This is a genomic window from Cernens ardua (assembly GCF_051251085.1).
In the GTDB taxonomy this organism is placed as follows: domain Bacteria; phylum Pseudomonadota; class Gammaproteobacteria; order Pseudomonadales; family Halomonadaceae; genus Cernens; species Cernens ardua.
Genome location: NZ_JBPCZH010000004.1, coordinates 284,579 through 307,070, shown reverse-complemented (window position 1 = coordinate 307,070; position 22,492 = coordinate 284,579). Strand labels below are relative to the sequence as shown.

Here is a 22,492-nt window from a genome sequence, read left to right as displayed (position 1 = left end):
TCTTTTGATCCTCATGGGTGATAGCAGTCTACACTGCAAGGGAATAGGTGCCTAGCACAAGCATGTAATGAGCTAATATCAATCCATACTATAGCCACCTTCAAAACACGAACGGGACCATTAGGCCCCGTTCGTGTTTTTCGATCAACGAATATTTTCCCGATTGAAAAATAACGGTATCGACTGAAAATAAATGTTACTTCTGCTTCTTCACGGGACGATACCTGGGCTGATCAACCGCTACCTTTTTGGATACCAGGAAGGCAATGATATAAAGGATAACGAACGCCCAAACCACACCGGGATTGCCCGCAAATGGCTTGATGACAGCGACAACCAGTGGACCAAGAAATGCTGCACCACCAGCCGCCGCGCCATACATGGACATGGCAGAACCACGCTCACCCTTGGGAGCCAGCTCACTCATAATGGCGCCCATGGGCACAAAACCGGCCATCAGGATAGAGAAAACAAGCCCGGCAGCGATAGTCACCCAATAGCCCCATAGTGAGCCGGGCGTCACCCAGTGCGCAACATACCACCACAGGAGAAGACCAACAGCCGCCCCGCCCAGGCCAAAGGTACGTACAGTGCGCAACCAGCCCCAACGGTCACCGATGTTACCGAAAACGGCATTGAGTAGAATATTTCCGGAGAAGACGATGACCGTCATCATCATCCATTTGGATTCACCCCAGCCGAGATCATGCCCAATAACGCCCGGCATGATAATCAACATACCGAACTGCGGTGCAGTATTCACAAGACGGATCAGGAAGCCAATCAAAACACGTGGCTCACGTTTACATAAACGCAATCCACTGGTAATGACATAAAGATTGGATTCATTGGCAGGCGCAGTACGCTTGTCGGCATTATGCAAACGCACTTTCAATTGAATACACAAGAAGCCAAGCACCACCAAAATGATGGAAAGCCACAACGTCATCGTTTCACCATGGGTTCCGCCACCAAAAAGGGGAATGGTGAAAAATGCAATCAAAGCGCCTAACGTGGGCATCCCACCGGTAAATACGACGTAGAACCAGCCTACCGCCGCTCCCAGGCGATCATCATCTGCGGTGTCGTTTATCCACACAAGGAAGGCAAAAGCAAAGAGCGGGAAGCCAAACCCTCGGAAGAAATAAGTGACCAGTGTCAAGTATTCATACCCTTTCCCCATCGAGATCAGGAAGAGGACTTCGAATACCACCCAGATGATAAAGCCAGCCGTCATGACGCGGCGCGGCCCGAAAAGGTCAGAGAGTACACCACCCAAGTATGCCGCGATGATTACGGAAATACCGTACAGAGCAATGACATTCTGAACAAAGATAGCCGCATTTCCACCAAACATGGCATTCATGTGTGTGGAAATGAAATTGGTTTCGACCCCATTCCCGGTCATGAATAAAAGTAGGCCTAGATAGCCCCAGCGAAGAGCACTGGGCATCCCCACTTTTTCAAATAACGGATGGTTCCGGGAAGTTCCATCTCTCAAAGGACGATCGTCGGGTGCAGCCATGGATAAGATCCTTGAGCGCAGCTCGGCGCAACAGTAATTGTGATTAGAGTGTTGTATTCCTACAACCAGTGTGCGAGTTACGGGTAATACCCGAAAACTCCTTGAGACAGGAAGGTGACAGCTCATAACTACGTTACAAGACCAGTTCCTTGACGCTGGACATTTCCACCGGGAAGCAGAGAAAGCTTTTGTTTACGCTTTGATCCAATCCATGAATGATTTCGAACCACAGCCATTAATCGTTATCGGAGCTGACGGTTTGAAGCACCACCATTACCATTACTTCGCGAACGATGGCGATTAATGACTAATGAAACCGAAGCTTTCCTTGAGCCCCAGCGACAAATGCACAAGACACGGATTTCGAAACAATCTACTGGAAACAATCTATTGTTTGAGTCTTGATCATTATCTGAGTGAGGAAACTGGAAGCTGCCACATAGCAACCTGTGCTCACTACTACATTGGTCTATGAAACAGTTTCGGTCAAATCACAAAAACATCATTTTCCGTTAGAAAGTGCGTTTTATTCCATAATAAATAATTATAATACCACTTATTGAACGGCGTTCGAAAACAAAAGGAGCATGAATATAATTCATTGATATTATTACAATAATTGTGATTATTTCTATTTTTTGTACCGAAATTTAAAAAAACAAAAATCTACAAAAAAATCCACTCTAATTGTTTTTAACTATTGCCTTCTTAAATGCCGAAAATTTGTTATGGTGACACCTCTATCATGTTTCTTTTACTCGATGTTTGGTTTTCGTCCGCCTACAAAAAGAACCAAAAGATTGGGCGTTCGCTTGAAATTTCAGAAGAGAAACCAAAAGAATAGATCAGAGACTGGATCATCATTTCTTGAAAATCGATGATCTTTCCAATACACGAAGACTACATTTTCTTGAATCAGGAAACGGCGGAACAACTGCACTCTCCTCTTTTTGTTCAAGAGTATGTTCTTACAGGCTTCGCAGGCGATAGCTTGTGCAACATCAGTAAAATTACGTTCATTACGTCAAAACATGGAACGCAGGTACTCGATAAAGGCCGATATACCCCTAAAGTTACAGAGATAGTCATGATAAATGCATGATTGAAGCTGTATAATGGCCTCATACATTATTTTCATGCGCATCACCGAGTGCTATGGCACTAATGACCAATAGCATTTAGTAGTAAAGTTGCGTAGTTTTATTACTTCAAGGTCGATAGAGTCGCTCTACCGTCGATTCTCAAGCCACAATCAGGAGCTATTAACGTCATGCCCACAGAACGCCAGCTCGCTAACGCGATTCGCGCCCTTTCCATGGATGCCGTCCAAAAGGCCAATTCAGGCCACCCGGGTATGCCGATGGGAATGGCTGATATTGCTGAAGTGCTTTGGACCAAACACCTTAAGCATAACCCCGCCAATCCTCATTGGAATGGTCGTGATCGCTTTGTTCTTTCCAACGGTCACGGTTCAATGCTGCATTATTCGCTGCTGCATCTTACTGGGTACAATCTCTCCATTGATGACCTGAAACAGTTCCGTCAAATTGGGTCCAAAACACCAGGGCACCCTGAATACGGTTACACCGATGGCATTGAGACCACTACAGGCCCATTGGGACAAGGTCTTGGTAATGCGGTAGGTATGGCTATCGCTGAACGTACACTGGCCGCTCAGTTCAACCGCGATGATCATAACGTTGTTGATCATCATGTGTACGTGTTCGCTGGTGATGGCTGCCTAATGGAAGGCGTTAGCCACGAAGCCGCCTCTCTGGCCGGTACTTTGGGCCTGGGTAACCTGACCGTTTTCTACGATGACAACGGTATCTCCATTGACGGGGAAGTACAGGGTTGGTTTACCGATAATTCAGCAGAGCGTTTCCAGGCTTATAACTGGAACGTTATCGGTCCTATCGATGGCCATAATGCTGATGAAATCGATGCAGCCATCATTGAATCCAAGAAAGTGACTGATCGTCCCAGCCTGATCATCTGCAAAACTGTCATCGGCTTCGGCTCTCCGAACAAGGAAGGCAAGGAAGAAAGCCACGGTGCTGCACTGGGTGAAGACGAAGTGGCTCTGGCTCGTAAACAATTGGGCTGGGATTATCCTGCGTTCGAAATTCCTCAGGAAATCTACGACGGTTGGAATGCCAAGGAAAAAGGCGCCAAACTGGAAGCCGAGTACAATGAAAAGCTCGCTGCCTATGAAAAAGCCTACCCAGATCTGGCCAAAGAGCTGAAACGTCGTTATTCCCATGAACTGCCTGCAGACTTCGATGGTGCGAAGCTGATCAAGGAATTCCAGGAAAAAGGCGAGAAGATCGCATCTCGCAAGGCATCTCAGAATGTTCTTAACGAACTGGGTCCCGTTTTCCCTGAATTCCTCGGTGGATCAGCTGACCTGGCACCTTCCAACCTGACCTTCTGGAAAGGGGCGAAGTCCATCTCGGCAAAAGACTTCTCCGGTAACTACCTGCACTATGGTGTACGTGAATTCGGTATGGGTGCGATTGCCAATGGTATCGCCGTGCATGGTGGATTCATCCCTTACGATGCCACCTTCCTGGTCTTCGTTGAGTACATGTTCAATGCGGTTCGCATGTCTGCACTGATGGGTGCACAGGTGGTTCACGTGTTCACGCACGACTCCATTGGATTGGGTGAAGATGGTCCGACTCACCAGCCCATCGAGCAGCTGGAAGCCATGCGCGCAATTCCCAACCTGTATACATGGCGTCCGTCAGATGCTGTTGAAACGGCGGCTGCATGGGTAGATGGCTTGCACCGTAAGGATGCGCCTACTGCATTGGCACTTTCTCGTCAGGGCCTGCCGGTTCAGCCCCGTACAGACGAGCAGCTGGCCAACATCCGCCGTGGTGGTTATGTACTGCATGATTCCGAGGGAACACCTGACCTGATCCTGATTGCAACAGGTTCAGAAGTCGGTCTGTCTATTGATGCAGCCAAAGAGCTTGAATCGAAAGGCAAGAAAGTACGTGTGGTCTCCATTCCTTGTACCACACTGTTTGATGAGCAGGACGAAGCCTATCGTGAATCCGTACTGCCCAAGTCCGTCACTAAACGTATTGCGGTTGAAGCAGCTTCAATCAACGGCTGGTACAAATACGTTGGACTGGAAGGCAAGGTACTGGGTATGAAAGGTTACGGTGAATCTGGTAAAGCAGAGGATCTGTTCAAACACTTCGGCTTCACCGTCGAGAATCTGGTCAAAATCGCAGAATCTCTTGGCTAAGCAATGCTGATGTAAATACCGCCCCGCTGGTGAAAGCCAACGGGGCGGTTGTCTATGGGCTACCTTTATTTGTGGTAGCTGATAGGCCTCTGATTAGGCAGCCTCATATGAGGGGCTTCCTCCTTTCGCACACAACATCCTTAAATGCATGATGTCAGGAGTATTACTACATGGCAGTGCAAACATTGAATGATCTGGACCTCCGCGGCAAACGCGTCCTGATCCGTGAAGACCTTAATGTCCCCGTCAAGGATGGGAAAATCACCTCTGATGCACGTATCCGCGCAAGCTTGCCGACTATCAAGGCTGCCAGCGAGGCTGGTGCCCGCGTATTGCTGATGAGCCACCTTGGGCGCCCTACGGAAGGGGAGCCTGAAGAGCAATACAGCCTGGCGCCGGTGGCCGCTCATTTGAGCGAGTTATTGGGGAAAAACGTTCGTCTCGATAAGGATTATCTGGACAAGGAGCCAGAGCTGGAAGACGGCGATATCGTTCTTCTCGAAAACGTGCGCTTCAACAAGGGCGAGAAAAAGGATGACGAAGCGTTATCCAAAGCCTATGCACGCTTGGCCGATGTGTTCGTGATGGATGCATTTGGCACAGCACACCGTGCACAGGCTTCTACACATGGTGTTGCGCGTTTTGCGCCTGTAGCGGTAGCCGGCCCATTACTGGCATCGGAATTGAGTGCCTTGCACAAGGCCCTGGCTGAACCCAAACGTCCCATGCTAGCGATTGTCGGCGGCTCCAAGGTATCTACAAAACTTGAAGTATTGAATGCATTGTCAGAAAAATGCGACAAGTTGATCGTAGGGGGCGGTATTGCCAATACCTTCATCGCAGCTGCAGGCTATTCGGTTGGTAAATCGCTCTACGAAGCGGATTTGATCGATCAAGCCAAAGCACTGATGAAAAAAGTGGATATACCAATCCCTGTCGATGTGGTGGTGGCTACCGAGTTTTCCGACACAGCAAAAGCGACTGTCAAGCCGGTTGATCAGGTAAATGACGACGAGATGATTCTCGACGTTGGTCCTGAAACCGCAGCCAGCTTCGCTGAGAGCCTGAAAAATGCCGGCACGATCCTATGGAATGGCCCTGTTGGCGTGTTCGAAATTGATCAATTCGGCAATGGTACCAAGGCACTCGCCGAAGCTATTGCCGCGAGCGACGGTTTCTCCATTGCCGGTGGTGGCGATACACTTGCCGCTATCGATAAATACGGCATTGCGGACAAGGTGTCCTATATCTCCACCGGCGGTGGTGCCTTCCTCGAATATGTGGAAGGCAAAACCTTACCGGCGGTTGCCATTCTTGAGGCTTCCAGCAAGTAATTAGCCGAACCTGCATGCTATATAAACCCGCGGCACTCTATCCTTGAGCGTTGCGGGTTTCTTTTTTACTTCTGAAGAATTGCCCCACTGCTTTAATCAAGCAGGTTGCGTCCTTCTCCCAGAATATCCCCTTCATGAATGGCGTGTTGAGCAAAGTAGCCTCCGGGCATTTCAAGCACACCCAAATAGGGCTTTCCGGGTCGATAGATGGGGCAATGTGAAGGATTATCAGCATGGCAAGGTGGCATGGTAAACGTTTTGATAATGCGACTATCCGGCCCAATAAACGCTATATCCAGTGGAATGCGGGTGTGAAACATCCAATATCCCGCGGCGCCGGGCTGAACTTCACCTTCATAAACAAATAACATGCCACTGTGCGGTGGCAAATGTGTTTGCTCCATCAACCCCATGGCACGTTGATAAGGCGTCGTCGCCAATGCCACATCAACCCACTCTGCCCCCGTATTTGTCTTGAATGCAATGCGTGTCCCTTCAGCATTCGCATTCACCGCAATAAGGAGAGGAAGCATAATCAATGCGCACACATGCCCTGCCAGCCAACGCCGCTTTCCACACTCGTTTATGAACAGGAAAACGTTCTTGTGGATAAAGGAATAGAGACAGCCAAAAATCATGGAAAAACGCCTGTTGTGGATAACTGAAATACGTGTAAGCGGAATTGCCAAAGTGTACCACGCCGCAGAATCCAATCTATCCGCGTCTACCGTCAGAAATAGTACGCCTGCCTTCCATTACTTTGGAGATACCCACCTCATTGCCCTGTTGAAACGCTAACGTTGCGTTGAATTGAATTAAGCGCTTGCCCTTTCGTGCCTGCTGAATCAATTGCTCACACTACATAAATGCCAGAAAGAATTTTCACGTGCGCTTGTCGATCGGAATGGATTCGCTCTACTTTAGTATTGAAGCATACTCATAATAAAAGGAATCGCCATGGCCTACCCCGCTATTGAAACAGAACGGCTAATTCTGAAGCCGTTAACGATTGAAGATGCACCACAAATTCAATTGCTTTTCCCGCATTGGGAGGTCATCCAATACCTAAGCCACCGCGTTCCCTGGCCATATCCCGAAGATGGTGCATTTGAATTTTTGACAAAGAGTGCTCTTCCGCAAATCCTGGCAGGTCACCTTCTCGCCTGGACACTACGTCTAAAAACAGACCCTGATCGAATGATGGGTCAGATCAGCCTACGCCCTCATGGTTCCAAACACCGGGGCTTTTGGCTAGGCAAACCTTATCAAGGGCATGGTTACATGACGGAAGCGACCAATGCCGTGACTGATTACTGGTTTGAAACGCTGGGGCATGAAGTATTACGTACGACAAAATCCATCAATAACACTTCATCCAGACGCATTTCAGAACGAACAGGCATGCAGAGGGTGGGTTATACAATGTCGCGTTTTGCCAATGGCAACGAGGAAAAAACCGAAATATGGGAACTGACACGAGAGGCGTGGGAACAACAGAAAAACACGTAAACACGACGACACGAACAAAATAATGCAAGGAAAGCGGATAAGATAGCTGAGAAGCAATATGCTTCCCAGCCACATCCCACTTTTGGGCAAGATGTATTTATTCCATTGTCAGTGTGATCACTCTTTGAAGCTGAGGCCCTCAAAGACCGTTTCTTTCAACGGACGGCGATCACTCGGAGCTTCCTTGGCCTGTAGCCCTTCAGGCAAGCTGGATTTATCGCCGCGTTTACCGACTGCGATCATAGCCTGAACCTCTATATTATCAGGCAACGCCAGTGCTTCATGGATACGCTCTTTGACAATACCTGTCATGCCATGCACTGACCATCCGAGGAGCTCTGCCTGCAATGCCAATCCTCCCCAGGCGGCACCAGCATCAAATGAGTGGCTTGGATTTTCCACTTCGGCCTGCTCCGTAACGGTCACGGTTTTGGACAATACCACAATCAGTGCGGATGCTTTACTTGCCCAACTGCGGTTGAAATCATTAAGGAACTCAAGATACGTATCCCAACTGCCACTTCCCTTTTTGGCATAGGTGAAGCGCCAAGGCTGAACATTGTAGGCAGAGGGCGCCCAACGAGCCGCTTCAAATAGTGTAAAAAGGGTCTGATCATCAATTGATTCATCAGCAAAGGCACGCGGGGACCAGCGATCAATAAACTGCTTGTCGGCGGGATATTCGGTAATACGGGCCTGACTCATGGAGTACTCCTGTATATTGAAAATAGACAAGGCTGTGCTTGTTTATTTAATAGATGAACACATCAAGAATGCCCACACATGGGCTAAAATGCAAAGTCTGCAGCGTTGGATTTTTATTATCTTTTCTGCGCTGTTATGCTTTTGAAAGCGCATGACCATCAATATTCGATACTATATTCATTGACGAACGAGCAACGCCATGTCTTCTCTCAAAGATCAACTCAAGGCTTCCTTCGGAAATTCGCTGGTTTATTCCACGGACAATGGCGATCTACGAGGGCAGTCCCACGCTTCCGAACAGGAGCAACGCGATCAGGAACGGCTTGATGCGTTGGATGGCATCGTTCGTATCAGACGAGAAACCTCAGGTCGTAAAGGCAAAGGGGTAACGACTATCCATGGTGTCCCCATCCCTGAAGCCAAGTTAAAAATCCTGATGGCAGAATTGAAGAAAAAATGCGGTAGTGGGGGCGCCCTGAAAAATGGCATTATCGAAATTCAGGGAGACCACCGGAATATCATCAGAAAAATCCTCGAACAGAAGGGATTCAAGGTAAAATTGGCCGGTGGTTAAGGGGTAATCAACTATTGTGAAGGAACCCTTTTCTTCACAGCCTTGTCGTATCGCTCAATAGCGTATTCACATTCCAGCAACCCGATAATCAGGTGCACAATGCACCTTTCCAACCACCTCAAGAGCACTCAACACTCATGCAAATGCCTCTTCCACGCCGATATGCTCAAACCTTTATATCCATGGTAGGTATTGGGTTACTTAGTGGCTGTTCATGGATTCCTTTCATCCATCACGGCCCTAATTGGACAGAACTGGACGGCACAGCCCAGTTAAGCAACTCGATCACTGTTAAAACGGGCAATCTGGATGTGGCTCTGATCGACCGTAATCAGAACGATGCAACCGTTGCAATGACACAGGTCCCCGTCAGTGGTCAGTGGCCCTTGCACTTCGCCTTGATGTATGACGCCAACAATATCAATGACTCGCACCATTATGCGCTGATTACACAGCTGGATAACGGTGGCACGAAGACCTACAAATCGGCAGCGCCGACACCCGCCCTGACACAGGGTGCACAGGCCAACAATATTCAGTTGACCCTCAGCCCAATCCGCGATGCCCGATAGGCTAGCCAGGATATTCCATTAAAAAAGCGCTGGTGCCAATCACTAGCGCTTTTCATTGATTGACTGGGCGCTCTGCCCAGCCGATCGTTCACACTTCCTGAGCGTCTATCTTATAACGAAATTTGCTCTCCGCAACGCCCACGACCTGCTTCCGTAAAGCTATGGCTACTGGGGAAGTTTGTCAGCTGGTCCCCCACGATACCAACACGAATATCGGTAAGTTCGCCATCGCGATTGCACATCAGTGTCAAACCACGACTACTGGTATGAAAACTATCGGCAAAATGCGACAGGATATCGTGACGAGACACGCTTTGGCCTTGCTGGCTTATCAGCCATTGCCCGAATTCGCTCTGCTGGAAAGCATTATATACGCGCAATGCCTGACCGAAGTACTGGTCTGCCGATACATTGAAACAGGCACCATGTTTTGCATATTCATGTCGATCCAGACAACTTTGCGTCCCCGGCATCGCGCTATCCAGCTGACTTCTCAAACTGGAGGAAAGGGGTGGCTGAGCAAAGGAACAAAATGAACCTTCATGCTCATGAGTCACAATGAAGCACCCATCGCGATCCCACTGGCTTTGCCCTACCCCTTGTCCGGCAAGACTTTGCGGCAAACCGGGCCAAAACCCATGCAAGGTAAGCGGATGTTGAGAGGCATTTCGACATTCTGGACGACGTTCATTTGACTGGCAAAATCCGGGCTCCCAGCTAAAGGCCACTACATAAGTCCCCACCTGATTCAGGGGCAATTGCCCTTGGCTCTGTGTCGACTGAGAGGAAGATGCGCCCCGGCCTTCCGAAGAAGGTGTGCTATTTCGAACCACATGGCCATGTTCAGGTGCGTGCCGATCATGATGAAAGAAATTCTGCTTCCATCCTGCCCAGAGTATAATCGCGATCACCCAAATCACGATCATGAACAATTTTTTTTGCTTCCCTTGATCCATTCGCCTGTCACTACCTGTAAAAAAGTTTGCCTTTTAACACCGTTGGCGTATCTTTGCGCGTTCCTGCTATGGTGCGAAAATTGACAACGGTCTATTGTTTCCTTGTATCCATTATAAAGAAACGCATGAATAAACGTAGCTCGCATCATAAGACAAAACCAATTCGACTGACTCACTCCGTCTGAATGGAACCTATAAGATGACTGACGACGCACCTCTACAGCAAAGCACATCCAGCCCATATCGACGAGCTTCGATTGCCTTTTTCTTTGCGCTTTCAGGGCTTTCGATGTCCAATTGGGCGGTACGCCTTCCTGATATTCGCCGCACACTCCACATCAACGATGCTCAGATCGGCCTCGTTCTATTGTGTCCGGTTATTGGTTCTTTCGCGCTGGTTCTGCTTTCAAGTTACCTGATCAGTAATTTTGGTAGCCGGCGTACTACTCGTACCGGCTCATACCTTATCATTCTTTCTTTGGTACTGATCGGCTGGTCACCTTCTGTCTATGCGCTTGGTGGTTCACTGCTGGTATTCGGTGCTGGCATGGGACTCATGAATATCTCCATGAATGATCAGGCCTCTAATCTGGAGCGACGTTATCAGCGTTCTATCATGTCCTCCTTCCATGGCGTATTCAGTCTTGGAGGAATGATTGGCTCCTTGAGCGGTGGCGCACTGGCGGGTATAGGACTGAACCCTGCTTATCACCTCACCCTCATGGCTATCATATTGTTGATTGGCAGTCTGGTCAGTAAACGGTTGCTTATCCGACCCGACACGAAAAAGGTCGAGCCCGGTGGCCCCCTCTTCGTCATGCCCAAAGGGCGCCTGTGGCTGGTCGGCCTGATTGCAGCTGCAACGGTATTCGTTGAAGGGTCCATGGCCGACTGGTCAGCTCTCTTTCTTACCCGTGTGGGCTCCACGGATGCCTTTGCTGCGCTCGGCTTGGCCGTCTTTACCGGTGCCATGGCATTCGGCCGTCTGCTGGGCGATAAATGGATCGACAAGGTAGGACCAATGAGAGCCCTTCAAATCGGCGGTATATTGGGAATCATCGGTATTGGCGTTGCCGTACTCTTCAACTCACCGATCATCAGTTTGGGCGGTTTTATTCTGGCAGGTTTGGGTATATCCACCCTCTTTCCGTGCTTGCTCAGCCTGGCAGGGCGTAGCCCCACCATGTCACCTTCGCAATCCATTGCCGCGGTAGCGATGATGGGCTATATCACTCTTTTGGGTGGCCCTCCCATGCTGGGCTTCCTCTCGCATGCCGTTGGATTGCGCATGGCATTTTTATCGCTACTCGCCTCCTCAGCCATCATTCTGATACTGGCGAAACCCGCATCAAAACAGGAAGCATAAGGCCATCTACAAATAAAACAGACCCTCTACAAAAAACGGGGGCGGACGCCATACTGACTCAGGCGCCCGCCCCCGCTTTATTACAGACTTACAACGCGTTATTACTCTTCCACACTGGATCTGCACGCCTATTTGATTATCAGTCCGCAGCGTATATCCAGACAGCAGCATTGCCCGGCAACTGATGTTCAGGTGCTTCTCCAGGAAGACTATGTGCAAGAATACGGCCCGGTAAAAGTGCCACCGGTTCACTACCTGTATTTACCATCGTGACAACATCCCCGTTTCGGGCTACCAATACTGCCTCATTGGGAGAATCCAGCCATTGAAGATGACCGGTACCCAACGCATGCTGTTTCCGTAGGCCAAGCAATGCGCGATAAAGCGCCAGTGTAGACTCGGGATCGTTCTCTTCTACATCCACAGCGTAATGCGCGTAATTATCCGGTTGAGGCAGCCAACTTTTGTCACTCGGTCCAAAACCAAGCGAGGGAGCATGTGATTTCCAGGGCAACGGTACCCTGCATCCGTCTCGGCCCAATTCTTTTCCATGTGTACGGAAGAATGTTGGGTCCTGACGGTATTTGGGGGCCATGGTAGTATTATCAGGTAATCCCAATTCTTCTCCCTGATAGAGATACAATGACCCGGGCAGCAGGAAAGTCAGGAAAATAGAGGCGCGTGCACGTTGCAGCCCAAGCGCTTCATCCGGCTGCTCATCGTCAGGACCAATCCCATTGGGCCGTGCACCGGGGTCTGATAATCCAAAGCGAGACGCCTGACGCACTCCATCATGATTAGACATCACCCACGTGGTAGGGGCACCTACCAATGCCGATTGCGCAAGAGAGTCATCAATCACCTGACGCAATTCCTTGGCATTCCAATGCGTCAATAAATAATCGAAGTTGAACGCCTGCTGCATTTCATCTGAACGAATATAGTGGCTTAAGCGTTCTTGTGGCTTCACCCAGGCCTCAGCGACCATCATTCGATTGCCCGGATACTGGTTCAGTATCTTTCGCCATGCGCGATATATGTCGTGCACCTCATCCTGATCCCACATCGGGCCGAGGTTATAAGTCGCATTCAGCTCTTCATCCGTCATGTCACGTAAATCAGGCTCCTTGATAAGGGAGTGCGCGACGTCAACACGGAACCCATCGACTCCTCGATCCAGCCAGAAGTGCAGAATAGACTCGAACTCTTTACGCACTTCAGGGTTACGCCAGTCATAATCCGGCTGTTTGGTATCAAATAGATGAAGGTACCATTCATCTTCACCCTCAACCCGTGTCCAGGCGGCTCCCCCAAATACACTTGGCCAGTTATTTGGCGGTTGATCGCTGTTGGGGCCTTTCCCTTTACGGAACAGATAACGTTTTCGCTCAGGCGAATCAACCGCCGATTTCAGCGCCGCCTGAAACCATTCATGTTCATCAGAACTATGATTGGGTACCAGGTCCACAATGACTCGAATCCCGCGCTCATGCGCTTCATCAAGCAATGTATCGAAATCAGCCAATGTCCCGAACATGGGATCAACATCCCGATAATTGGCTACATCATAACCTGCATCCGCTTGAGGGGATCGATAGAAGGGTGACAACCACAGAGCATCAATACCCAAATGCTTCAAATAATCGAGATGCGCAATAACACCTTTCAAATCACCGATGCCATCACCATTGGCATCGGCAAAGGAGCGTGGATAAATCTGATAGATGACGGCACTTCTCCACCAATCATTTGTATGGGTAGGGGAAGAGTCAGTGGAAGTGGTTCTGGTGGTTACCGAAGAATCTAAGCTGGTCATGATCACCCTCGCGAATACATTAAAAGCGCGTCAAACATTAATATGCTGAATGGCAGGCAACGCTATGTAGATGAAGCTGTATGGATAAAGCTCCGCATGAGTAAAAACATACACATGAAGCTATCTCCATAACGATAGAAATCACATGTAGAGATGAAACAGGACTCCCTGACTTGATAGCGGATCACCCGAGTAGAAGATCATAAAAAAGGAGGAAGCACGTTCCGAGGGGTATTTAGACGTCAAACGGCCAGTCAATAACATAGTCCATTAGTGTTGACTGGCCGAAAGTAGAAGGAGGGAAGTTATATCAAGCCTGTTTGAGTAACCAATCCGTTTCCAACGAGGTAATTTCGCGTTCAAAACGGTAGAGTTCATCTTCCTTGCAAAGCAGATACCCCTCAATGAACGTCGCACCCAGATACTGTGCAAGCCCATGGTTTTCCTTCAGTACCCGTAATGCATCACTTTGCCGCGTAGGGAACTCGACACCCTCGCTTTCCAGACCGTTGCCATCGACTGCATCCGGCACACCAGGACGGTGATCAAGCCCATAAAGCACGCCGGCGAGCAACGCCGCTACAACCAGATAGGGATTGGCATCAGCACCAGCCACCCGATGTTCGACACGATAATCTTTTTGACCACTACAGGGAATTCGCAGCGCAACTGTACGGTTGTTGTATCCCCAGCTCGCTTTCACAGGCACGTACATACCCGGCTGGAATCGACGAAAGGCATTTACATTGGGCGCGAAGAGGGCCATGGATTCGGGCATCAAGGCAATCAAACCTGCCAGTAATGCATCCATATATTCTGTGTTTTCAAGTGAATCATCGGCCAATAGGTTATGACCATTTTCATCTGTCAGACTTAAGTGGATATGCATACCACTGCCCGTGTATTCACTATAGGGCTTGGCCATGAAAGTGGCCTGAAAACCATGCCGTTCTGCGACCTGACGTATCAGACGTTTCAAGAGAACGGCTTCATCACAGGCACGAAGAGGATTCGCCTGATGATGCAAGTTGATTTCAAACTGACCGGGGGATGCCTCGGCGACGGCACCTTCTGCGGAAAGCCCCTGCTGGGCAGCCGATTCATTGATATCAGCCAGTACCGCAGAAAATTCGTTCAGGTCGTCCACTGAATAAACCTGACTTTGCTCACTTCGCTCTTGGGTCATAGGTGAACGGGGAGGCTGAAGGTCGCCTTCCGAATCCCGTTGGCGATCAATCAGATAAAATTCAAGCTCAACAGCAACGACAGGGTTGAGTTTACGCTCGTTCAGTTGTTGCCAAACTGAAGCCAACACGTTACGTGGTTCAAAGGAATAAGGGCGACCATCTTCCTCCACCATGGAAAGCAGCACTTGAGCCAGGCCTTGAGGATCGAGGGCGGTAGGTACCAACGTACCGGATATGGGTAAGCAAAGCAGATCAGGCTCACCGACCTCCAGACCTCGCCCTGTTGCTTCCACAACATTACCCAGTAAATCCATGGCATATACAGAGGAAGGAAAATAACACCCTCGCGCCAATCCACGCAGGGATTCCACAGGTATACGCTTACCTCTGAAAATGCCATTCAGATCAGTAAGTAACACATCCACATAGGCTGTATCGGGATATTTTGCCAAGTAAGCATCGACTTCCTGCTCGAAATGCAGAGGGTTATGGCTGATACCGATAGAAGAGAATTCTCTTCCTGAATCATCACCGGATACACTGGTTCCGTCTGTCTTATGCGACATGGTCTTTACCCGATCACTCTAAAATGGATATTTCCAACATAATACACATGGAATAAATATGCGCCACGTGATGGCTATAAAATATATGTAGATGCCGCTTTGGGAATGGTTTTTTAAAATTCCGCGGGTAATAAACAGGTTTTTATTCAGAATAATGGAAGTTAAATACGGTAAAGCGGCAAATATTTATGCCACACCCTCCAGGGAGGGGGAATGATTTAGCTTTTTGTCGTTGAATTAACATCTGACAACGTCAAACATTTTCCAACGGCACTCTTTTCGACCTTGTAAGTGCGAAAGCCCATGCTCTCGTAATAGGCCTGCGCCTCAATACTTTCCAGCGCTATCATGGCTTCAATGTAAATAAGGCCAGCTTCCCTGGCAGCTGCCCTGGTATGTTGAAACAGCTTTCGCCCTACCCCTTGGCGCGCAACCAAAGGAGAAATATGTGTTCCTATGACTCCCCACCCTTCGGGGGCGCCATAGATATTCCCATGGGTGGCTCTGATAAGGGATTGGAACCCTATAACCCCATTCATATCATCAACCGCCACCAGGCACGTAATACCATGATCACGTTCGATATAACGGGACCGTACCAACGCTTCATCACCGGGTGCTGAACGTTTTCCCGCGTTGTAAATATCAGTAAGCACTTGTGTCATGGCTGGAATATCAGCGGGTGTAGCAGGACGAATGGAAACCATAGGTCTTCTCTTGATAAAGGAAAGATAAATGGAAGCACTATCCCGGCTGGGCAGGCCCAATGGGGACAATTCCAAGAGCTGAAGTGTCACCCACATAAAGAATCATCATACTGCTGGCTCATCAGGAACCCTGTAAACGTCCTCCCATTTCCTGAGCCAGATCAACCGCATAGTGATCCGTCATTCCACCAATAAAATCCAGCATACGGCGGTAACTTGCGTACAAATCCCATGAGGCAAGGGGTGTGTTTTCCCCAATAAGCGCCAAGACACGTTGGTGCTTGTAATTGGTTTGCCCGGTTGAGCGCAACTCGTAGGCGGCACCGATAAAATCCTGCAACAGGGTACCCAGGGTGGTATAAGCCCCGATTTCCAACTTGGCCTTACGCGCATTTTTGAAAATCTGCTGTCGAGCAATATCCTTGGCACGTTGTACACCTTCAGAAAGATCAGCATGGCAATAGGCCAATAGATCGTCCTGCATTTCACCTGACAGCAAAGTCTTTTCATGCGCCACAAAAGCATCTGCCACCTCACCGACGGCACGTTCCATTGCCATGCCACGCAAGGCTGCAATCCGCCTGCGCCGAGATACACCAGAGGCTGCCATTTGCCTGAACTCATCCCATACCGGATCATCCTTCGCCAAACCGGCAATCTGGCCCAGAATTTCAGCCACCTCATCGAAACGAAGAATATCCATCTCCATGCCGTCCTCAAGATCAAGCAGGGCATAACAGATATCATCGGCTGCCTCGACCAAATAGGCCAAAGGGTGCCGGCACCATGCCGAAACACCCGGGGAGCGCTGTAACAAGCCAAGCACGTCAGCAACGTCACCAAGAAGGGATTTTTCCGTCTGATAAGCACCAAACTTGCCCCCTTTAATGGCATATTCCACTGTCCACGGGTACTTTAGTAATGCTCCCAGCGTTGCTGCCGTCAGCCGCATTCCTCCATTGAACTGGTTGTATTCAATCTGAGTCACGATACGAAAGCCTTGTGCGTTACCCTCGTATGTCAGCAAGTCTTCTATTTGCGGAGGGGTAAGGCTTTCGAAAAGCGCTGGCATTTGCCCTCGAGCAGCACGAAACCAGTCACGAATGGCGTATTCACCCGCATGACCAAAAGGCGGATTACCGATGTCATGCCCCAGACAGGCTGCCTGAACGATGACACCAAGGTCAGCTGGGGTAATGAAACTGGGCAGGCTTTCCTTCAATCCTTCACCCACCATCATGCCCAATGATCGTCCTACACTACCAACTTCCAGGGAGTGACTTAACCGCGTATGAATATGATCGTTTTCTGCCAGTGGATGAACCTGTGTCTTGCGCCCCAGCCGGCGGAACGAACCGGAAAACACAATACGATCATGATCCTTGTGAAAAGGGGTACGTCCGAGCTCCCCATGACGATCGTTGTGAGGATCACCAATACGAATGGGCGCAAGCAACTGGCTCCACTGCATGACAGACATGAAAAACTCCAACCTGATAAGAAATAACGCCGCCCTCTTCATCGCATCAGCGTTTGAAGCAAGAGGTAGCAACAAGATGACTGAAGTGTACCGTCATAATGCCTCAACGTCGTCACATGGAGACTATATCGGCTGATTGAGTGTATTTTTTAGACGATGGCTAACATTACCGTAAAAAATAACGCTTGCCGATGCTTTCTGTTATCTCATGCAACTTTGTGCTAAACGTTATGGAGACAATAATCGCTGCACAATGCGACTATCTATAAAAATAATATCAAGGCATATGATAATGGCATCTTCCGACTCCATTTCCCCAAATGCATCACCCGACCTCGTTACAACTAATACCTGGCAACACCGAGCAAAAGAACATCTCAACTTTTTCCATAATGATGTCCTTGCCAATCATCCGGGAGCTATAGGTCCCGGTGGACAGAGCTTCATTCATCAAGCTGAGGCTGCTTATCAGCTCGCACAAGATCGTCTAAGAAACGTTCATGACTATGCAGGGTACTACTGGTTGATACAAGGCTATTCAAGTAGCTACAACGATGGTCATCTATATGCACAACCACAGTTTGAGGAAGTATTGCCCGTTCAATGGCCGGGCTTCCTGACCACTTTTACCTCTGCAGGAAAACAGGTGGTGACACATGTATCAGGGATGTCTCCTGTGCCAATGGGAGCCGAGTTGATTTCAGCAGATGGAATCGCAGCAAAAACGCTATATGAAAAGAATGTAGACTCTTTTTTCCAATCACTACCGGTGAATAGTTCACGTTTCCAGCACGGGCATCATCTCTTTCTCGATGAAGGAAATCCCTTTATAGAGCGCCCTAAACAAGCAATATTTTCAATGGATGGAAAGCAAAAAACCATCGACCTGAGATGGCATACGCTGAGGACTGATCAAAAAGCAACATTGTTAGATAAAATCAAAAACCGATTTACACCTACTAGCACCTCACTGACACAATGGAAAAAAGGGCATTGGTGGTTGGCACTCCCCAATTTTTTCCCTGAAACAGAAGAAGAAACAAAAAGCATACAGCAAGCCCTCCAATTATTTCAGGAAGAAATCGATACGATTAAAGCAGCCGAACAGCTTGTCCTCGATCTAAGAGGTAATAGGGGTGGATCAGGGGCCTGGCCAGCTCATGTCGCCGCTATCCTGTGGGGAGAAGCAGCCGTTGAATCTCTCGCTTTAGCAGATAGTATCGATTACCGGGCAACGCCTGAGAATCTAAAGTGGTTCGAGAAAGTCCGTTCAAACATGAGTGAGGCAGGTGTACTGGATGATCAGGTTGACTATTTCCTAAACTTGATCACAGAGGGGCTGCGAGAAGCCTTGCTAAAAGAGGAGCCTTTTTTCATACAAAGGAATGACGCTCCCATCTCAGTACACCCTACCGCACCTCTCGACTTGACCGTCTATGTGCTTACGGATGATGAATGCTTCTCGGCGGGGCTTGATGGTGTGGATATTTTCCGCTCTCTGGGCGCTATTCATATTGGTCGCGAAACGGATGGTGACACGGTATACATGGAGCGTCGTGATGCACTAAGTCCTGATCAACGTCTGGAAATCGGCGTACCCACCAAGGTATGGCGGAATAGATTACGGGCGTCCTGGCAAACCTGGATTCCGAATTTTCCTTATTCAGGCTCATTGGCTGATACACACGCACTACAAGCATGGGTAGAGGGGTTACCAAAGAACCTCAATGGAGTGTAAACAATAAAAAACCATCTCCCAGAACATATTCGACTTTCCAGAGCAGAAACAGGCTGCCACTCATTTGCTGTTATCGAAACTGAAAACCCTCTCATATGGAAAGTGGAGGAAGCGTTCGTCGATAAGTCTTCCTTTGAAGCACACCAACAGAGAACCAAAGCATCGGTATGGGGAAAAGCGACAGCGTCAATCGCGCGCGAGTACACTGTGAGTAAATAAGTAATGACTGGCGCCACAGCCACACAGAAAGACATAAAAAAAGCCTACCGGGGAGGTAGGCTCAAACAGGGATTTTGCAAGGGAACGGGAACATGTTGTTCCCGATAGATAAGACTTACGATACGTCACTTAGTTCCTCACAGAACGAAATTTTTTATCGTAGCCTTTATTCACCATCTGCCAGTTCAGGCAGTAGCACTTTCAGTTTCCGGGTCAGCGTATTACGTCCCCACCCCAACAATTCGGCGGCCTCGCCCTTGCGTCCACCGGTATGCTTAAGCGCCGTTTCGATCAGGATACGCTCGAAATCCGGCCCGGCTTCTTCCAGCAGGTGTGTTTGCCCGCCTGCCAAGGCACGATCTGCCCAGGCTCTAAACGCGCCACGCCAATCGCCTGAAGGAATTTCACCGATATCACCTTCTCTTAGCTCAGGGGGAAGATCTTCCACCAGCACCTCACGCCCGGATGCCATGACCGTCAACCAGCGACAGGTATTTTCCAGCTGCCGAACGTTCCCGGGCCATGGCAAGTTAGAGAGCCGCTGTTCAGCTTCAGGCGTCAGTATTTTAGGTTCAGTGGATAACTCTTTGGCTGCTTCAGCAAGAAAGTGACGCGCGAGTCTTGGGATATCTTCGCGACGTTCAGACAAGCGGGGAATATGAATACGAATAACGTTCAGGCGGTGAAACAAATCCTCGCGAAATTGACCTTCTTCTACCCGCTTTTCAAGGTTCTGGTGTGTCGCCGCGATAATACGCACATTGGCCCGTACAGGCGTATGTCCCCCTACACGATAAAATTCGCCATCCGAGAGTACACGCAGAAGACGCGTTTGCGTATCTGCCGGCATGTCGCCAATTTCATCCAGAAACAACGTACCACCATCCGCCTGTTCGAAGCGCCCTCGACGTTGTGCAGAGGCGCCCGTAAACGCTCCCTTTTCATGGCCGAACAGCTCGGACTCCATCAGATCCTTGGGAATGGCTGCCATATTTAACGCAATGAATGGGCCTCGTGCTCGTGGGCTATGTTGATGAAGGGCTCTGGCAACCCTTTCCTTACCTGTCCCGGACTCACCATTGATCATGACTGTAATATTGGAGTGGGACAGCCGCCCTATTGCTCGGAAGACTTCCTGCATGGCCGGTGCTTCACCAATGATCTCTGTCGTAATGCCTTCCGGTTCTTCCACGGGGGCACTGCGCTCGCGAACGTGTGCAATGGCACGGCGAACGAGAGAGAGCGCTTCGTCCACATCAAAAGGCTTGGGTAGATATTCAAAGGCGCCTCCCTGGTAGGAAGCAACTGCACTATCAAGATCAGAATGGGCTGTCATGACAATGACCGCCGTTTCTGCTGCCACCTCCTTGACTCTGGCCAAGAGCGACAAGCCATCGGTACCCGGCATACGAATATCCGTAATAAGCACTTCAGGAGGATGCTGTTCAATTGCACTCAACGCTTCATCCGCACGTTCAAAGCTACGCACGTTAAGGTCAGGCTGTGCCAATGTTCGCTCCAGCACCCAGCGAATCGCTCGATCATCATCGACGATATAAACGCTTGCTACGTCACTCATGACGACTCCTCACCCTACTTGAATGGTACCTACACAATAGAGGCACCTATTGTTTTCATCATTGACGACAGCGTTCATTGTGCAACCACCGACGCCTCTTCTTGAGATAAAAGATTTCTCTTCAAGACTGCACCATAGGCAGCAACAGCCTGAATTCGGTTCTGCCCGGAATACTGTCACACTCAATGGCCCCCTGATGTTGCCCAAGAATGGACTGGGAAATCGAGAGCCCCAGCCCTGTTCCCTCCTGCCGGCCGGTAATCATGGGGTAGAACAGGGACTCACGCAGGTGCTCCGGGATACCGGGGCCATTATCAATAATCTGTACTTCACACATCAGCTGGTGGCGTTCATTGGAGATACTGAACTTGCGACCCGCTCGTGTTCTCAGCAGTAATCGAGGTGAAGGTGTACCGCTCTCCTCCATCGCCTGCAAGGCATTACGTGCAACGTTCAATACGGCCTGAATCAGTTGTGATTTGTCGCCCAATACATTGGGAAGGCTAGGATCATAATCACGCACAATCTCAACATTGTGGGTTTGAACACTCAATAATGTGTGAACGTGCTCGATGACTTCATGAATGTTGACCGGCATATAATTAGGCAAAGTATTAGGCCCCAACATGCGGTCCACGAGGTCTCGAAGACGATCAGCTTCCTCAACGATAATATGAGTAAACTCGGCCAGTGCAGGGTCGGGGAGGTCACGCTCCAATAGTTGGGCCGCACCACGAATCCCTCCCAGTGGGTTTTTGATCTCGTGTGCCAACCCTCGGGTGAGCACTTTCACTGTCTCGTTACGCGCTGCCAACGCTTCTTCCCTTGCAATGCGCAATAGCAGCTCGATAGGCTCCAGTTCAATCACCAGCTCATCTGCTGAGACAGGGGTTGCCGTATAATCCACTTTGATCTGATCACCATTCGCCAGACTCAATACAGCTTCACGCTGAGTATAGGGGCGCTGCGTTTTCAATGCTTTTTCCAAACGCGTCAGGATCTGACTATCCTGCCCTCCCAGGCAATCCAGAGGTTCACGTTCCACCCGATGAAAGCTGATACCGGTTAATGCTTCCGCCGCCGGATTCAACCAACGGACTCGCAACTGCCCGTCCAACAGGACGACGGCAGTCGTCAAGTGCTCCAACAAGCGTAGGTAGAAGCCATCCATCATCATCAAATCCAGCCAAATTGGTACGTCAAAGTAAGGTCAATGCAAGAAAAATGCCTCGGCGGTCATCCTGTATAACACGGTGCAAGAAACACGCCAGCACAGAGCATACAAGCAATAAAGAGGCTAAAATGAGCCAATTCAACACATTGCCCCCAAGTAAACCTTAGCCCTATGCACCAAAATCGTGCAAGTCAAAAAAGAAAACCCCAGTGTTTCCCAACACCGG

The 22,492-nt window shown here is 49.3% G+C and carries 18 protein-coding genes; 8 read left to right on the top strand and 10 right to left on the bottom strand.

Annotated features, from left to right (window positions below; genetic code table 11):
- Positions 1-196: 196 nt before the first annotated feature.
- Entirely contained in the window at positions 197-1,525 is a 1,329-nt protein-coding gene (locus LMG33818_RS09365; protein WP_442323114.1) for an RbtT/DalT/CsbX family MFS transporter, read from the bottom strand.
- Positions 1,526-2,795: 1,270 nt separating this feature from the next.
- On the opposite strand from LMG33818_RS09365, the gene tkt reads away from it, so the two are divergent.
- Together tkt and LMG33818_RS09355 are read left to right on the top strand one after the other, a co-directional pair.
- The gene (gene tkt, locus LMG33818_RS09360; RefSeq protein ID WP_442323113.1) at positions 2,796-4,784 is read left to right on the top strand and encodes a transketolase; all 1,989 of its coding nucleotides are present in this window, start codon (positions 2,796-2,798) and stop codon (positions 4,782-4,784) included.
- 170 nt (positions 4,785-4,954) lie between these two features.
- On the top strand, positions 4,955-6,118 hold the full coding sequence (locus LMG33818_RS09355; protein ID WP_442323112.1) for a phosphoglycerate kinase: 1,164 nt from the start codon (positions 4,955-4,957) through the stop codon (positions 6,116-6,118).
- A 92-nt stretch (positions 6,119-6,210) separates the two neighbouring features.
- On the opposite strand, the gene LMG33818_RS09350 is transcribed toward LMG33818_RS09355, so the two are convergent.
- Positions 6,211-6,756 (bottom strand): DUF192 domain-containing protein, encoded by a 546-nt coding sequence (locus LMG33818_RS09350; protein WP_442323111.1) that lies wholly within the window; start codon positions 6,754-6,756, stop codon positions 6,211-6,213.
- Between the two features lie 319 nt (positions 6,757-7,075).
- Here LMG33818_RS09350 and LMG33818_RS09345 point away from each other — a divergent pair, with 319 nt between their 5' ends.
- Entirely contained in the window at positions 7,076-7,627 is a 552-nt protein-coding gene (locus LMG33818_RS09345) for a GNAT family N-acetyltransferase (protein WP_442323110.1), read from the top strand.
- 117 nt (positions 7,628-7,744) lie between these two features.
- On the opposite strand, the gene LMG33818_RS09340 is transcribed toward LMG33818_RS09345, so the two are convergent.
- Positions 7,745-8,332, bottom strand: a complete 588-nt coding sequence (locus LMG33818_RS09340; RefSeq protein WP_442323109.1) for a nitroreductase family protein — start codon at positions 8,330-8,332, stop codon at positions 7,745-7,747.
- A gap of 199 nt (positions 8,333-8,531) precedes the next feature.
- Between LMG33818_RS09340 and LMG33818_RS09335 the strand changes: the two genes are divergently transcribed.
- Positions 8,532-8,906, top strand: coding sequence for a translation initiation factor (locus LMG33818_RS09335; RefSeq protein WP_442323108.1), 375 nt, complete (start codon positions 8,532-8,534; stop codon positions 8,904-8,906).
- Positions 8,907-9,043: 137 nt separating this feature from the next.
- The gene (locus tag LMG33818_RS09330) at positions 9,044-9,478 is read left to right on the top strand and encodes a YbaY family lipoprotein (RefSeq protein WP_442323107.1); all 435 of its coding nucleotides are present in this window, start codon (positions 9,044-9,046) and stop codon (positions 9,476-9,478) included.
- 110 nt (positions 9,479-9,588) lie between these two features.
- Here LMG33818_RS09330 and LMG33818_RS09325 read toward each other — a convergent pair whose 3' ends face one another.
- Positions 9,589-10,434 carry a ribonuclease T2 family protein gene (locus tag LMG33818_RS09325; protein WP_442323106.1) on the bottom strand — a complete coding sequence of 282 codons (846 nt, stop codon included), beginning with the start codon at positions 10,432-10,434 and terminating at the stop codon, positions 9,589-9,591.
- A 199-nt stretch (positions 10,435-10,633) separates the two neighbouring features.
- Between LMG33818_RS09325 and LMG33818_RS09320 the strand changes: the two genes are divergently transcribed.
- Positions 10,634-11,800: an MFS transporter gene (locus tag LMG33818_RS09320; protein WP_442323105.1), complete on the top strand. Its 1,167-nt coding sequence runs from the start codon at positions 10,634-10,636 to the stop codon at positions 11,798-11,800.
- 139 nt (positions 11,801-11,939) lie between these two features.
- Here LMG33818_RS09320 and LMG33818_RS09315 read toward each other — a convergent pair whose 3' ends face one another.
- The 4 genes from LMG33818_RS09315 to LMG33818_RS09300 form a co-directional block, all read right to left on the bottom strand.
- On the bottom strand, positions 11,940-13,616 hold the full coding sequence (locus LMG33818_RS09315) for a glycoside hydrolase family 13 protein (protein ID WP_442323104.1): 1,677 nt from the start codon (positions 13,614-13,616) through the stop codon (positions 11,940-11,942).
- Between the two features lie 310 nt (positions 13,617-13,926).
- Positions 13,927-15,369, bottom strand: a complete 1,443-nt coding sequence (locus LMG33818_RS09310) for a glutamine synthetase family protein (RefSeq protein ID WP_442323103.1) — start codon at positions 15,367-15,369, stop codon at positions 13,927-13,929.
- A gap of 218 nt (positions 15,370-15,587) precedes the next feature.
- Positions 15,588-16,076, bottom strand: a complete 489-nt coding sequence (locus LMG33818_RS09305) for a GNAT family N-acetyltransferase (RefSeq protein WP_442323102.1) — start codon at positions 16,074-16,076, stop codon at positions 15,588-15,590.
- Positions 16,077-16,197: 121 nt separating this feature from the next.
- Positions 16,198-17,556: a deoxyguanosinetriphosphate triphosphohydrolase gene (locus LMG33818_RS09300; protein WP_442323101.1), complete on the bottom strand. Its 1,359-nt coding sequence runs from the start codon at positions 17,554-17,556 to the stop codon at positions 16,198-16,200.
- A 208-nt stretch (positions 17,557-17,764) separates the two neighbouring features.
- Here LMG33818_RS09300 and LMG33818_RS09295 point away from each other — a divergent pair, with 208 nt between their 5' ends.
- On the top strand, positions 17,765-19,294 hold the full coding sequence (locus LMG33818_RS09295; RefSeq protein ID WP_442323100.1) for a S41 family peptidase: 1,530 nt from the start codon (positions 17,765-17,767) through the stop codon (positions 19,292-19,294).
- 3 nt (positions 19,295-19,297) lie between these two features.
- Positions 19,298-19,513 carry a putative quinol monooxygenase gene (locus tag LMG33818_RS09290; protein WP_442323137.1) on the top strand — a complete coding sequence of 72 codons (216 nt, stop codon included), beginning with the start codon at positions 19,298-19,300 and terminating at the stop codon, positions 19,511-19,513.
- Between the two features lie 166 nt (positions 19,514-19,679).
- Here the strand turns inward: LMG33818_RS09290 and glnG are convergent, their stop codons facing one another.
- Positions 19,680-21,092, bottom strand: coding sequence for a nitrogen regulation protein NR(I) (glnG, locus tag LMG33818_RS09285; protein WP_442323099.1), 1,413 nt, complete (start codon positions 21,090-21,092; stop codon positions 19,680-19,682).
- 121 nt (positions 21,093-21,213) lie between these two features.
- Complete coding sequence (gene glnL, locus LMG33818_RS09280; protein ID WP_442323098.1) at positions 21,214-22,269, bottom strand: nitrogen regulation protein NR(II); 1,056 nt, start codon at positions 22,267-22,269, stop codon at positions 21,214-21,216.
- Positions 22,270-22,492: the final 223 nt, after the last annotated feature.

Excerpts from the sequence above, each read along its gene's own strand:
- LMG33818_RS09365 (WP_442323114.1), bottom strand. The coding sequence starts at position 1,525 with ATGGCTGCACCCGACGATCGTCCTTTGAGAGATGGAACTTCCCGGAAC.
- tkt (WP_442323113.1), top strand. The coding sequence starts at position 2,796 with ATGCCCACAGAACGCCAGCTCGCTAACGCGATTCGCGCCCTTTCCATG.
- LMG33818_RS09355 (WP_442323112.1), top strand. The coding sequence starts at position 4,955 with ATGGCAGTGCAAACATTGAATGATCTGGACCTCCGCGGCAAACGCGTC.
- LMG33818_RS09350 (WP_442323111.1), bottom strand. The coding sequence starts at position 6,756 with ATGATTTTTGGCTGTCTCTATTCCTTTATCCACAAGAACGTTTTCCTG.
- LMG33818_RS09345 (WP_442323110.1), top strand. The coding sequence starts at position 7,076 with ATGGCCTACCCCGCTATTGAAACAGAACGGCTAATTCTGAAGCCGTTA.
- LMG33818_RS09340 (WP_442323109.1), bottom strand. The coding sequence starts at position 8,332 with ATGAGTCAGGCCCGTATTACCGAATATCCCGCCGACAAGCAGTTTATT.
- LMG33818_RS09335 (WP_442323108.1), top strand. The coding sequence starts at position 8,532 with ATGTCTTCTCTCAAAGATCAACTCAAGGCTTCCTTCGGAAATTCGCTG.
- LMG33818_RS09330 (WP_442323107.1), top strand. The coding sequence starts at position 9,044 with ATGCAAATGCCTCTTCCACGCCGATATGCTCAAACCTTTATATCCATG.
- LMG33818_RS09325 (WP_442323106.1), bottom strand. The coding sequence starts at position 10,434 with ATGGATCAAGGGAAGCAAAAAAAATTGTTCATGATCGTGATTTGGGTG.
- LMG33818_RS09320 (WP_442323105.1), top strand. The coding sequence starts at position 10,634 with ATGACTGACGACGCACCTCTACAGCAAAGCACATCCAGCCCATATCGA.
- LMG33818_RS09315 (WP_442323104.1), bottom strand. The coding sequence starts at position 13,616 with ATGACCAGCTTAGATTCTTCGGTAACCACCAGAACCACTTCCACTGAC.
- LMG33818_RS09310 (WP_442323103.1), bottom strand. The coding sequence starts at position 15,369 with ATGTCGCATAAGACAGACGGAACCAGTGTATCCGGTGATGATTCAGGA.
- LMG33818_RS09305 (WP_442323102.1), bottom strand. The coding sequence starts at position 16,076 with ATGGTTTCCATTCGTCCTGCTACACCCGCTGATATTCCAGCCATGACA.
- LMG33818_RS09300 (WP_442323101.1), bottom strand. The coding sequence starts at position 17,556 with ATGTCTGTCATGCAGTGGAGCCAGTTGCTTGCGCCCATTCGTATTGGT.
- LMG33818_RS09295 (WP_442323100.1), top strand. The coding sequence starts at position 17,765 with ATGCAACTTTGTGCTAAACGTTATGGAGACAATAATCGCTGCACAATG.
- glnG (WP_442323099.1), bottom strand. The coding sequence starts at position 21,092 with ATGAGTGACGTAGCAAGCGTTTATATCGTCGATGATGATCGAGCGATT.
- glnL (WP_442323098.1), bottom strand. The coding sequence starts at position 22,269 with ATGATGATGGATGGCTTCTACCTACGCTTGTTGGAGCACTTGACGACT.